Genomic DNA, 13,297 nt, shown 5'->3' on the forward strand with positions numbered 1-13,297 from the left:
GTGGGTCGTCGCTCACAAGGGACCGCCTACAGCTCCACTTCCTTCATCAGCATGCCGACCTCGGTGTTGCTCAGCCGCCGCAGCCAGCCCGACTTCTGGTCGCCCAGCGTGATCGGGCCGAAGGCGACGCGCACCAGCTTGTCGACCGGGAACCCGGCCTCGGCGAGCATCCGGCGCACGATGTGCTTGCGGCCCTCGTGCAGGGTGACCTCGACGAGGTAGTTCTTGCCGGTCTGCTCGACGACCCGGAAGTGGTCCGCGCGGGCGTACCCGTCCTCCAGCTGGATGCCGTCCTTCAGCCGCTTGCCCAGATCGCGCGGGATCGGGCCGACGATGTGCGCGAGGTAGGTCTTCTTCACGCCGTACTTGGGGTGGGTCAGCCGGTGGGCCAGCTCGCCGTGGTTGGTGAGGAGGATGACGCCCTCGGTCTCCGTGTCCAGCCGCCCGACGTGGAAGAGCCTCGTCTCCCGGTTGGTGACGTAGTCGCCGAGGCACTGCCGGCCCTCGGGGTCCTCCATCGTCGAGACGACACCGGCGGGCTTGTTCAGCGAGAAGAACTGGTACGACTGGGTCGCCACGGTCAGACCGTCGACCTTGACCTCGTCCTTCTCCGGGTCGACCCGCATGCCCTGTTCGAGCACGATCTCGCCGTTGACCTCGACCCGGGACTGCTCGATCAACTCCTCGCAGGCGCGCCGGGAGCCGTAGCCCGCGCGCGCGAGGACCTTCTGCAGACGCTCGCCCTCCTGCTCGGCGCCCGGGAAGGTCTTCGGCGGCTTGACATCCTTCTTGCCCGCGTACCGCTCGCGGTTGCGCTCCTCGGCGCGGGCGTCGTACTCCCGGGAGGTGGCGGGCGCCCAGCGTCCCCGCCCGGTGCCCGGAGACTGCTTCGGGCCGCCCTTGGCCCCTCCGCGCGCGGAAGCGCCACGTCCGGACTTCGGACCCGCCGGCGAGGCGCCGGGACCCACGTCGTAGCGGCGCTCCTCGGGGCGGGGCTTGCTCGGCCGCCCGCCCGGGTTGTCGTCGCGGTTCTTGCCGGCGCCACGGGGATTACCGCGGCCACCACTGCTCCCGCCGCGGCCGCTGCTGTTGCCACCACGGCTCCCGCCGTTGTTTCCGCTGCTGTTCCTGCCGCTGCTGCTTCGCATCAAAGTTCCGTCTTGTCGTCTGCGTCCTCGGAATCCGGAGCGTCCGGATCGAACGACGGGACCGCTTCCAGCGTCTCGGCCTCGATCGCCGCCGCCTCCGGGAGGAAGGGCGCGAGCTCCGGGAGCTCGTCCAGGCCGCGCAGGCCCATCCGCTCCAGGAAGTAGTTCGTCGTCGTGTACAGGATCGCACCTGTTTCGGGTTCCGCGCCCTCCTCCTGGACGAGACCGCGTTGGAGGAGGGTGCGCATGACGCCGTCGCAGTTGACTCCGCGCACCACCGAGACGCGGCTGCGGCTCACCGGCTGGCGGTACGCCACCACCGCGAGCGTCTCCAGCGCCGCCTGCGTGAGGCGGGCGGTCTGGCCCTCCAGGGCGAGCCGCTCGACGGCCGGCGCGTACTCGGGCCGGGTGTAGAAACGCCAGCCGCCCGCGACGAGCCGCAGCTCGAAGCCACGACCCTGCGCCGTGTACTCGTCGGCCAGTTCCCGCAGCGCCTGGGAGACCTGCCGCTTGGGCCGGTCCAGTATCTTCGCGAGATGCTCCACGGTCGCGGGCTCGTCCACGACCATGAGGACGGCCTCCAGCGCGGGTCTCAGCTCCAGATCGGCGACGGCGCGCAGCCCGGCCGGCAGCTCGGTGGTCTCCTCGCTCACTCGTTCTCCTCCTGCTCCTCGGGCTTCTCGGCCCGTTCGGGCGGCGCGGGCGGCGCGGGCGGCCGGTCGAACTCGTCCGTCACCATCGGAGCGGCGTCCTGCTCGCCGCCGGTCCAGCGCACCAGCAGCTCACCGAGGGCGGTCTCCTGCTCCAGCGCCACCGCCTTCTCGCGGTACAGCTCCAGCAGGGCCAGGAACCTCGCCACGACGGTGAGGGTGTCGTCGGTGTCCTCGACCAGCACGCGGAAGCTCGCCTCGCCGAGCACCCTCAGCCGTGAGACGACGATCCCGGCCTGCTCCTGCACGCTCACCAGCGGCGCGTGGATGTGGTCGACGTACACCTGCGGCTTGGGCTTGGGCTGCATCGCCTTGACCGCGAGTTTCGCGAACCCCTCCGGGCCGATGCTGATGACGACCTCGGGGAGCAGTTCGGCGTGCTGCGGTTCGAGGCCGACGGTACGGGGGAAGCGGCGGGCCTCCTCGTCGAGGCGGCGGGTGAAGATGTCCGCGACGTGCTTGTACGCGCGGTACTGGAGCAGGCGCGCGAACAGCAGGTCGCGGGCCTCCAGCAGGGCCAGGTCGGCCTCGTCCTCGACCTCGGCGGCGGGCAGCAGCCGCGCGGCCTTCAGGTCCAGCAGGGTGGCGGCGACGACCAGGAACTCGGTCGTCTCGTCCAGGTCCCACTCCGGCCCCATGGCCCGGATGTGCGCCATGAACTCGTCGGTCACCTTGGACAGGGCGACTTCGGTCACGTCGAGCTTGTGCTTGGAGATCAGCTGGAGCAGCAGGTCGAAGGGGCCCTCGAAGTTCGCGAGCCGCACCTTGAAGCCACCGGACTCGCCCTCGACGGGCTGTACGGGCTCCACCGGCTGTGCGGGCGGCGCGGCGTCCTGGGCGGCGGGGCGCTCCTGCCCGGCATCCGGCGCGGCGGCCTCCGCGACCACGGCGGCCCCGGTGACGTCGACCGTCTCGGGAACGTCGACCGTCTCGGCGGCCTCGACGGTCACGGGTTCCGGCTCGGGTCGCGGTGCCTGTGCCGTGACGGGCGTCTCGGCGGGCGCCGCCGGAGCCCCTGGCCCCCTCCCCAGCGCACGCCTGCGGCCGGCCGGGCCGGAGGGCGGGACGGGGGAGCCGTTCGAGGTCATAGCCTCCGCAGGCTACCGCTACCGCCCGCGAAGCCGTCGTACGAGGATGCTGGCGTCCCCACGGGTCTCCAGGTCGGCCAGCACCACGGCGACCGCCTCGCGCACGATGCGCCCCCGGTCGACGGCCAGCCCGTGCTCGCCCCGGAGCACGAGGCGCGCGTGCTCCAGGTCCATCAGCTCCTCTGCGGACACATACACGGTGATCTTCTCGTCGTGCCGCTCGCGCCCGCTGGGCCGCCGGGCGGCCGCACGGCCCCGTTTGTTGCGGGGCGTCGACGCGGCAGAACCTTCCTGCGCCGCCGACTGCCCCTGGCGCCGCGAGGAGCGCTCAGTGCCCCTGCTGCGGGGCTCGGTGTCGGCCGGCTCCGCGTCGGCCGCGACATGCTCCGCGCCGTCCCCGTCGCCGCCCTGCGCGGGCACCGCCGGCGGCGCGTCGTCCGTGACCGCCGCCGTGTCGGCCTCCCCCGCGGGGGGCGGCACCCGGGCCTCGCCGCCCCCGCCCCGCCGGGGAGTGGATGCCTGGAGCGCCATGCCCCCTGTCGTTCGGAACAGTTCGTCGGCCCCCGGCAGACTCACTCGGCGTGACACCGGGCGAGCACCTCCCTGGCGAGCTGGCGATAGGCGGCGGCGCCGACGGAGTTGGACGCGTAGGTGGTGATCGGCTCACCGGCCACGGTGGTCTCCGGGAAGCGGACCGTGCGCCCGATGACCGTGTGGTAGACGTGGTCGTCGAACGCCTCGACGACCCGCGCGAGCACCTCGCGGCTGTGCACCGTGCGCGAGTCGTACATCGTCGCCAGGATGCCGTCGAGCTCCAGCTCCGGGTTGAGCCGCTCCTGGACCTTCTCGATGGTCTCGGTCAGCAGCGCCACACCGCGAAGGGCGAAGAACTCGCACTCCAGCGGCACGATCACCTTGTGAGCCGCCGTCAGGGCGTTCACCGTGAGCAGGCCGAGCGAGGGCTGACAGTCGATCACGATGTAGTCGTAGTCGGGCAGCAGCGGCTTCAGGGCGCGCTGGAGCGTCGACTCGCGGGCCACCTCGGAGACGAGCTGCACCTCGGCCGCCGAGAGGTCGATGTTGCTGGGCAGCAGGTCCATGTTGGGGACCGCCGTCTTCAGCAGCACCTCGTCGGCCGCCATGCCCCGCTCCATGAGCAGGTTGTAGACGGTGAGGTCGAGCTCCATCGGGTTGACGCCGAGGCCCACCGACAGCGCGCCCTGCGGGTCGAAGTCGACGAGCAGCACCCGTCGCCCGTACTCCGCGAGCGCGGCACCCAGGTTGATGGTCGACGTCGTCTTGCCGACGCCGCCCTTCTGGTTGCACATCGCGATGATCTTCGCGGGGCCGTGGTCGGTCAGCGGTCCCGGGATCGGGAAGTACGGCAGCGGGCGCCCGGTCGGGCCGACGCGCTCACGGCGCTGGCGGGCCGCGTCGGGCGCGAGCGTGGCCGCGTACTCCGGGTCGGGCTCGTACTCGGCGTCGGGGTCGTAGAAGTGCCCCTCGGGCAGTTCGTCGTAGTCGGCGAAGTGGTTGTGGGGCGCGCCACTTCCGTCGCCGGCCATGGCGTTCACGTGATGGCCATCCATGCTCTGGTGTGCTGGGTGAGTCACGCCTGACCTCAGGTGACTCTGGTGGGCTGCGAAGGTGCGCACCGCGACGGAGCCGACAGCCTCGAACCCCGCGGGAGCCTGGCCCCGCGCAGGGCTTCCTGGTTGACCACCCCCGGGAGAAAATGTCGACTCATTCACAAGTCGTCTTACCTCCTTGGTGACCAGGAAACTTCTAGACAGGTCAGCGTGGCACCATGCCGACGGTTGGCGACTCTATGGCGTGTCGGCGGTCCGCAGCAACACAATCCGCCGGACCCGGCAGGATGTGTCGGCAATGAAACATCCCTCTGTCAAGGGCGTACGGCCGTCGCACGGCAGGTTTCACCGGTGTACGAATCGGCTCAAGGGTTACGTTCGACGCGAGTTGACCGAGCGTCGCAAAGTGACCATACACACACGCGGCCGGACCTTGCGCAAGGTCCGGCCGGGTGCTGACGGTTGACAAGCCGTGTTGACGTATCGCCTTTTCGTTGGTGACGACTTGGGGCCCGGCGGTCAGCCGAGCAGCGCCTCCAGCTCGATGTGGTCCAGCCCGTGCGCCTCGGCGACCTCGCGGTAAACGACCTGGCCGTCATGCGTGTTGAGGCCCCTGGCCAGCGCGGGGTCACGGCGCAGCGCCTCGACCCAGCCGCGGTCGGCCAGCTCCACGATGTACGGGAGCGTGGCGTTGGTGAGGGCGTTGGTGGAGGTGTTCGGCACCGCGCCCGGCATGTTGGCGACGCAGTAGAAGACCGACTGGTGGACCTCGAAGGTCGGTTCGGCGTGCGTGGTCGGACGGGAGTCCTCGAAGCAGCCGCCCTGGTCGATCGCGATGTCGACAAGGACACTTCCCGGCTTCATCCGGGAGACGAGCTCGTTGGTGACGAGCTTCGGCGCCTTGGCGCCGGGGATGAGCACCGCGCCGATGACGAGGTCGGCGTCGAGGACGGCCTTCTCCAGCTCGTAGGAGTTGGACATGATGGCCTTGACCTTGGTGCCGAAGATCCGGTCGGCCTCGCGCAGCTTGTTGATGTCGCGGTCCAGCAGGGTCACCTCGAAGCCCATGCCGACGGCGATCTGGGTGGCGTTCCAGCCGGAGACGCCGCCGCCGATGACGACGGCCTTGGCGGGGGTCACCCCGGGCACGCCGCCCGGCAGCACACCGCGGCCGCCGGCCGCGCGCATCAGGTGGTAGGCGCCGACCTGCGGGGCCAGACGGCCCGCGACCTCGGACATCGGGGCGAGCAGCGGCAGCGCGCGGCTCGGCAGCTCGACCGTCTCGTAGGCGATGGCGGTGGTGCCGGACTCCAGCAGCGCGTCCGTGCACTCCTTGGACGCGGCCAGGTGGAGGTAGGTGAAGAGCGTCTGGTCCTTGCGCAGGCGGTGGTACTCCTCGGCGATGGGCTCCTTGACCTTCAGCAGCAGGTCGGCGGAGGCCCACACCTCGTCGGCCGTCTCCAGGATCTGCGCCCCGGCGGCCACGTACTCGGCGTCCGTGATCGAGGAGCCGAGACCGGCGTTGCGCTCGATGACGACCTGGTGGCCGTGGCGCACCAGCTCGTGCACACCGGCGGGGGTGATGGCCACCCGGAACTCGTTGTTCTTGACCTCGCGGGGGATGCCGACCTTCACGTCGATCACGGTCCTTGGCTCAGAGGGGGTGTTTTGCTCGACATACCCGGATGTTCAGGGCACACCGGGAGACACCGCAGGAGAACGTGCGGCAGAGCCAGTTTAATGAAGGTGTTCCCGCTGTCTAGCCTTTCATTGTTTCAATCTTCTTCGGATGGACTACGGATTTCGCAGGCATTTGCGGGTTGCTCCATGGCTGGATCCGGCTTTTCGGACTCTTGGATCTCCTCCCCCAGCATGCGCTCGGCGGCGCTGCGGTGCAGCAGCGCGGCAGCGGGATCGCCGAGCCGCTCCAGGGTGTCGGCCAGCCGCAGATGCAGGGCGGCCTGGAGGCGCGCGTCGTTCGCGCGCCGTGCCCAGTCGACCGCTTCCTGACAGGTACGCAGCGACTCCTCGGGCCGCCCCGCGTACTCCTGGACCCGCGCCAGCTCGCTCAACGCGCGGGCGTGTGCGGCCACATCGCCCAGCTTGCGGTAGCCCGCGACGGCCGCCTTCCAGCCCCGCTGCGCCTCGCCGTAGCGGCCCGCGTAGGTGTGCGCGGTCGCGATCCGGCCGTACAGCCGGGCGGCCTCCTCGCGCTCCTCACGGGCCAGGCGCTCGGCCAGGGCCCGGCCGAACCAGTCGGCGGCCCGGTCGTGATCACCGAGTTCCTGGTGGGCGCCCCCTACGGATTCCATCGCGCGACCCGTCGCGTACGGATCGTTCGCCCGGCGCCCGGCGTCCAGCGCGGCCCGGTACCGGACCAGGGCGTCGGCCGTGCGGCCGGTGCCGGCGTCCAGGTCGCCCAGGTTCAGCAGCGCCGCCGCCTGCTCCCGGGGCAGGTCCCGGCGCTCGGCCACGTCGAGCACCAGCCGGTGGACGCCGTACAGGTCCGCGGCCGCCGCCCGCATCCCGAAGTGGGCGACCATCGCCCGCACCAGCTGGGACATCAACCGCCGGGCCAGGGTGTCGAGCTCCCCGTCGGCGACCGCGAGCCGGGCCGAGGCGAGCAGGGCGGGGCGGCGCAGACGCAGCCACTCCGCCGCCGCCCGCGGGGTGGGGAAGCGCAGGGCGCGCGGGGTGCCGGCCAGCTTCTCGCGGGCCTGCGGGTTGTCCGTCTCGGTGATCGCCCGGCAGGACTGCAGCAGCCGTACCGTCCGCTCCAGCATCCGGGCGCGGGCCAGCTGGAGCTCGGCGGGGCGGTCGTCGTTCTCGGCGGCGGCCCGCAGCAGCGGGTGCAGGCACCCGGGCACCTCGTACTCCGGCAGCGGTGAGTCGATCGCGCGCAGCAGGCCGAGGCCGGCGAAGTCGTCCAGGGTGTGCCGGGCGCCGTTGACCGAGCAGCCGGCGAGCGCGGACGCCGTGTGCTGGTCGATCCTCCCGGCGGGGGCCAGCGACAGCAGGCGCAGGATCCGCGCGGCGCTGCCCGGCAGCGAGGAGTGCACCAGCCGGAAGACCCGGCTCAGGGGCGTCCCGTCGTCGCCCTCGGCGTGCAGCTGCTTGGTGAGGTCGGCGACGGCCGCCTGGGGCCGGGCCGCGAGCCAACCGCCCGCCAGCACCAGCGCGGCGGGCTGGGCCTGGCACGCCTCGACGAGACCCTCCGCCGCCCGCGGGTCGACGGTGATCCGGACGGAGCCGGTGAGCCTGGACAGCAGTTCGACGGCGGACTTGGTGTCGAGGCCGCCGAGGGTGCACGGGCGGACGTCGGTGATGCCGGTCAGCGGGCCCCGGGCGACGGCGACGACCAGGGAGTCGGGGCTGTCCGGCAGCAGGGCGTCGACCTGCTCGGTGTCGGCCGCGTCGTCCAGCAGGAGCAGGACACGGCGGCCGGTCAGGGCCTCGCGGAGCTCCGCCGCGAGGTCGTCGTCGTCGGCACCGGGCGGGGTGGGCAGGTCCAGGGCGGCGAGCAGGTCGCCCGCGGCGCGGGCCGTCGGCACGGCGGTGCCGTCGGGTTCGCTGAGCCGGGCACGGAGCACCCCGTCCGGGTAGCGGCCCGCGACCTGCCGTACCAGCTCTTCGGCGAGGGCGGTGCGGCCGGAGCCGGGCCGACCCGCGATCAGCAGCACGCGCGCGCGGGGCGCCTTGCGGCCGGCGAGGGTGTCCAGTCCGGCACGCTCGATGTCGGCCCGCAGCTCCTTCAACTCCCGTGTACGGCCCAGGAACTGGGTCTTCGCAGACGTGCCCGACGCCCGCACGCCGCCCCGGTCCACCGCCTGATCCGTCACGGGCCACACTCCCGTCCCACCGCACGCGCAAAAGCCCGCCGGGACTCCGGTTCGGGCGTTCCCGAGCCTAGTTCACGCTCTGCGACGAACCCGGTGGAGCACGGCGGGGACGTCGCCCGATCGGATCAGGCGATCGTCACACCGGAGGAGATCCGGGGTGAGGCGCGGCGGCTCAGGCCCTGAAGGGGCGCGCCGGCCACGGCGCCGTCGCCGGGCGCAGCGCGTCGAGCCCGTCGCCCCGCTCCGCGGCGACCAGCGAAAGAACGCCGACGACGAGGCAGTTGTTGTGCAGTTCACCGGCCAGCACGCCCCTCACCAGCTCCTCGACCGGGACCCGCGCCAGCTGGAGGTCGATCTCCTCGTCCTCCGCCGCGAAGCGCTCGCCCTCGGCCTCGGCCAGCTCGCGCGCCAGGAAGATCCGCACGGCCTCGTCGCAGCCACCGGGCGTGGTGTAGACGTCGGTCAGCACCCGCCAGTCCCCGGCCTTGACGTGCGCCTCCTCGTAGAGCTCGCGCTGGGCGGCGTGCAGCGGGTTCTCGCCGGGCACGTCGAGCAGGCCCGCGGGGATCTCCCACAGCTTCTCGCGCACGGGGTGGCGGTACTGGCGCAGCACCAGCACGCGGCCGGCGTCGTCGAGGGCGAGGATCGCGACGGAACCCGGGTGGACCTGGTAGTCGCGACGCACGACCGTACCGTCGGGCATGACCACGTCGTCCGTGCGGACGGAGGTCTTGTTGCCCACGAAGGGGGTTCGTGTCGCCCGGATCTCCCACTCCTCGTGGGTGTCCTTGATCGTCATGCCCTGTCCTTCCCGAGGTGTCACCGGCGCGCGAGAGCCGCGCCGGGGTGCGCACCCTCAGGACGACCATGGAGACGCGGCACCCCGGCAACCGTACAACCGGTGTGTTACTTGGAGATCTTCCGCTCGACCGCGGCCTTCACCAGGCCGGCGAACAGCGGGTGCGGACGCGTCGGCCGGGAACGCAACTCCGGGTGCGCCTGGGTGGCGACCAGATAGGGGTGGACCTCGCGCGGGTACTCCACGTACTCGACGAGCTTGCCGTCCGGGGAGGTGCCCGAGAAGAGGATGCCGGCCTTCTTCTCCAGCTCCGAACGGTAGGAGTTGTTCACCTCGTAGCGGTGGCGGTGCCGCTCCTCGACGTACTCCTTGCCGTCGTACACCTCGCGCACGATCGAGCCCTCGGCCAGCTTCGCCGGGTACATGCCCAGGCGCATCGTGCCGCCCATGTCGCCCTCGCCCGCGACGATGTCGAGCTGCTCGGCCATGGTGGAGATGACCGGGTGGGCCGTCGCCGGGTCGAACTCGGTGGAGTTGGCGTCGGCGATACCGGCCAGGTTGCGCGCCGCGTCGATCACGATGCACTGCAGGCCGAGGCAGAGGCCGAGCAGCGGGACCTTGTTCTCGCGGGAGTACCGGATGGCGCCGACCTTGCCGGAGACACCGCGGTCGCCGAAGCCGCCCGGGATGCAGATGGCGTCCACGTCGGACAGCTGCGCCTCGGCGCCGGCGGGGGTCCGGCAGTCGTCGGAGGCGACCCACTTGATCTTCACGCGGGTCTTGTTGGCGAAGCCGCCCGCGCGCAGCGCCTCGGTGACCGAGAGGTAGGCGTCGGGCAGGTCGATGTACTTGCCGACCAGCGCGAGGGTGATCTCGTGGTCCGGGTTGTGGACGCGGTCGAGCAGGTCGTCCCAGGTCGTCCAGTCGACGTCGCGGAACGGCAGGTCGAGGCGGCGGACGGCGTAGGCGTCCAGGCCCTCGGAGTGCACGACCTTGGGGATGTCGTAGATCGACGGCGCGTCGGGGCAGGCCACCACGGCGGCCTCGTCGACGTCGCACATCAGCGAGATCTTGCGCTTGATCGCGGTCGGCACCTCGCGGTCGCAGCGCAGCACGATGGCGTCCGGCTGGATGCCGATGTTGCGCAGGGCGGCGACCGAGTGCTGGGTGGGCTTGGTCTTCAGCTCGCCGGAGGGGCCGATGTAGGGCAGCAGGGAGATGTGCACGACGAAGACGTTGTCCCGGCCGACCTCGTGGCGGACCTGGCGGACGGTCTCCAGGAACGGCAGCGACTCGATGTCGCCGACCGTGCCGCCGACCTCGGTGATGACGACGTCCACGTCGTCGGTGGCCATGCGGCGGATGCGGTGCTTGATCTCGTTGGTGATGTGCGGGATGACCTGCACGGTGTCGCCGAGGTACTCGCCGCGCCGCTCCTTGGCGATCACCGTCGAGTAGACCTGGCCGGTGGTGACGTTGGCGGTCCCGTCGAGGTCGCGGTCCAGGAAGCGCTCGTAGTGGCCGATGTCCAGGTCGGTCTCGGCGCCGTCGTTGGTGACGAACACCTCACCGTGCTGGAACGGGTTCATCGTGCCGGGGTCGACGTTGATGTACGGGTCGAGCTTCTGCATCACGACGCGCAGACCCCGGGCCTTGAGCAGCATTCCCAGGCTGGACGCGGTCAGTCCCTTGCCGAGAGAGGAGGCGACACCCCCGGTGACGAAGATGTGCTTGGTCGTCGAAGATTTGGGCGTCATGGCCAAGAGGAGGCTCCCGTGGTCTCGGTCTGGGGGGTGCGGGGCGGCTGCCGTGCCGGGCTTCGCCGGGGGTGCCGTCGCTGCGGTTCGGGGGTTTCGAGCCCACCGGTCCACGGGCTACCAGGGTAACAGCGCCTCGACCCGAAGGTGCCCGGCCACGCTCCGCGCACGGACCGCCACGTACCCGTACCGCTCACGGGTTTCTCACCCCGTGCTCACTCGTTCGGCGCATGTACGTTGCCCGGAGGGGCACGCAGATCAACTACGTGCGTCGTATCCTGCTCGGACACTCGCTGCCGAGCCCGCCGGCGACACGGCACCACCCCCCGCCCGTAAGCACCGGAAGAACAAGAGCTCGTCAGATCGTCGAGCGATGACGGTCGTTTGCCTCCGGGCACAGCGGCGGTTTTACTTCACAGCTCGACGACGCATTACAACGACCCCTTGACCGCACACAGCGAAAGCCCCGTCATGGGGCTACGTGGCCGTTCGACTGGAGTTGCACGTGGCCGGGCGCATCGAAGACTACGCACTCATCGGAGACATGCAGACCGCCGCCCTGGTCTGCCGGGACGGCACAGTCGACTGGCTGTGCCTGCCCCGCTTCGACTCGCATGCCATCTTCGCCGGTCTGCTCGGCACGGAGGAACACGGTTTCTGGCGGATCGGCCCGGCGCACGCCGCCGACTCCGAGCCGCCGACCGCGGCCCGGCGCTCCTACCGCGGTGACTCGCTGATCCTGGAATCCGAGTGGGACACCCCCCGCGGCACGGTCCGCGTGACGGACTTCATGCCGCCGCGTGACGGGGCACCGCAGCTGATCCGGATCGTGGAGGGCGTCTCGGGCCGGGTGCCGATGCGCTCCGCCCTGCGGATGCGGTTCTCCTACGGGCGGATCGTCCCGTGGGTGCACAAGCACGAGGGCCGCACGGTCGCCGTGGCGGGCCCGGACTCCGTGTGGTTCGACACCTCCGCCGAGACCTACGGCAAGGCCCTGACCACGTACTCCGACTTCACGGTCGCCCCCGGCGACCGGATCGCGTTCACCATCTCGTGGCAGGCCTCGCACCGCCAGCCGCCGCCGCTGCCGGAGCCCGAGCAGTCGCTGGAGGCGACGGAGGACTTCTGGCGCGAGTGGGTCGAGCACTGCACGTACCACGGGCCGTACCGCGAGGCGGTGGTCCGCTCGCTGATCACGCTGAAGGCGCTGACGTACGCGCCCACCGGCGGCATCGTCGCCGCGCCCACGACCTCGCTGCCGGAGGAGATCGGGGGCGTGCGCAACTGGGACTACCGCTACACCTGGCTCCGCGACGCCGCGATCACGCTCTCCTCGCTGCTGCGCACCGGCTACCGCGAGGAGGCCCGCGCCTGGCGCGAGTGGCTGCTGCGCGCGGTCGCCGGCGACCCGGAGAACCTGCAGATCATGTACGGCATCGCCGGTGAGCGCGAGCTCGGCGAGGCGGAGCTGGACTGGCTGCCCGGCTACGAGAACTCGGCGCCCGTCCGGGTCGGCAACGGCGCCGCCCACCAGCTCCAGCTCGATGTGTACGGCGAGGTCACCGAGGCCCTGCACCTGGCCCACATGACCGGCCTGGCCCGCAGCGACTACGCCTCGCTGCTGCAGCTCAAGCTGATCCGCTACCTGGAGGACCACTGGCACGAGCCGGACGAGGGCATCTGGGAGGTGCGCGGCCCGCGCCGCCACTTCGTGCACTCCAAGGTCATGGCCTGGGTCGCCGTCGACCGCACGATCAAGCTGCTGGAGTCCGGTGACGCGGACGGCCCGCTGGAGCGCTGGCGCGAGCTGCGCGACGACATCCACCGGGACGTGTGCGAGAAGGGCTACGACAAGGAGCGCAACACCTTCACACAGTCGTACGGCTCGCAGGAGCTGGACGCCTCGCTGCTGCTGATCCCGCAGATGGGCTTCCTGCCGCCGGACGACAAGCGGGTCATCGGCACCATCGAGGCCATCCAGCGCGAGCTGTCCACGCCGGACGGCTTCATCCTGCGCTACCCGACCTCCGGCGAGGACGCCGGCGTGGACGGCCTGCCCGGCGACGAGGGTGCCTTCCTCGCCTGCTCGTTCTGGATGGCCGACGACCTGGCGATGATCGGCCGGGTCGACGAGGCGCGCAAGCTCTTCGAGCGGCTCCTGGCACTGCGCAACGACCTCGGCCTGCTCGCCGAGGAATGGGACCCCTGCCGTCAGCGGCAGGTCGGCAACTTCCCGCAGGCGTTCAGCCATGTCCCGCTGATCGACACCGCCCTGCGCCTGACGGCCTCGGGGGCCTACGGCGGCTGAGCCCCGCGGCGGGCCCGCGCGAGCGGGCCACGAGGGCCCTGCCCGCCTAGGCTGGAGGC

Annotated in this window: 10 protein-coding genes; 1 reads left to right on the forward strand and 9 read right to left on the reverse strand. The window is 71.3% G+C overall.

Annotated features, from left to right (window positions below):
• Window positions 1–26: 26 nt before the first annotated feature.
• The 9 genes from ACWCPM_RS08905 to ACWCPM_RS08945 form a co-directional block, all read right to left on the reverse strand.
• Window positions 27–1,148: a pseudouridine synthase gene (locus ACWCPM_RS08905; RefSeq protein ID WP_450975437.1), complete on the reverse strand. Its 1,122-nt coding sequence runs from the start codon at window positions 1,146–1,148 to the stop codon at window positions 27–29.
• Window positions 1,148–1,801, reverse strand: a complete 654-nt coding sequence (gene scpB / locus ACWCPM_RS08910; RefSeq protein ID WP_450975438.1) for an SMC-Scp complex subunit ScpB — start codon at window positions 1,799–1,801, stop codon at window positions 1,148–1,150. Before scpB ends, ACWCPM_RS08905 begins: the two co-directional genes overlap by 1 nt.
• Window positions 1,798–2,946 carry a segregation and condensation protein A gene (locus tag ACWCPM_RS08915; RefSeq protein WP_450975439.1) on the reverse strand — a complete coding sequence of 383 codons (1,149 nt, stop codon included), beginning with the start codon at window positions 2,944–2,946 and terminating at the stop codon, window positions 1,798–1,800. The genes scpB and ACWCPM_RS08915 overlap by 4 nt, the downstream gene beginning before the upstream one ends.
• Window positions 2,947–2,964: 18 nt before the next feature.
• Window positions 2,965–3,534, reverse strand: a complete 570-nt coding sequence (locus ACWCPM_RS08920; RefSeq protein ID WP_450975440.1) for a hypothetical protein — start codon at window positions 3,532–3,534, stop codon at window positions 2,965–2,967.
• The gene (locus tag ACWCPM_RS08925) at window positions 3,519–4,697 is read right to left on the reverse strand and encodes a ParA family protein (protein ID WP_450975441.1); all 1,179 of its coding nucleotides are present in this window, start codon (window positions 4,695–4,697) and stop codon (window positions 3,519–3,521) included. Before ACWCPM_RS08925 ends, ACWCPM_RS08920 begins: the two co-directional genes overlap by 16 nt.
• A 357-nt stretch (window positions 4,698–5,054) precedes the next feature.
• Window positions 5,055–6,170: an alanine dehydrogenase gene (ald, locus tag ACWCPM_RS08930; protein WP_450975462.1), complete on the reverse strand. Its 1,116-nt coding sequence runs from the start codon at window positions 6,168–6,170 to the stop codon at window positions 5,055–5,057.
• Window positions 6,171–6,310: 140 nt separating this feature from the next.
• Window positions 6,311–8,374, reverse strand: coding sequence for a tetratricopeptide repeat protein (locus ACWCPM_RS08935; RefSeq protein ID WP_450975442.1), 2,064 nt, complete (start codon window positions 8,372–8,374; stop codon window positions 6,311–6,313).
• Between the two features lie 172 nt (window positions 8,375–8,546).
• Window positions 8,547–9,173 (reverse strand): NUDIX domain-containing protein, encoded by a 627-nt coding sequence (locus tag ACWCPM_RS08940; RefSeq protein ID WP_450975443.1) that lies wholly within the window; start codon window positions 9,171–9,173, stop codon window positions 8,547–8,549.
• 107 nt (window positions 9,174–9,280) lie between these two features.
• Window positions 9,281–10,930, reverse strand: a complete 1,650-nt coding sequence (locus ACWCPM_RS08945; protein ID WP_450975444.1) for a CTP synthase — start codon at window positions 10,928–10,930, stop codon at window positions 9,281–9,283.
• A 505-nt stretch (window positions 10,931–11,435) separates the two neighbouring features.
• Here ACWCPM_RS08945 and ACWCPM_RS08950 point away from each other — a divergent pair.
• On the forward strand, window positions 11,436–13,238 hold the full coding sequence (locus tag ACWCPM_RS08950; protein WP_450975463.1) for a glycoside hydrolase family 15 protein: 1,803 nt from the start codon (window positions 11,436–11,438) through the stop codon (window positions 13,236–13,238).
• The last annotated feature ends 59 nt before the right edge of the window (window positions 13,239–13,297 follow it).

It is taken from the genome of Streptomyces sp. NPDC002309, assembly GCF_053593375.1.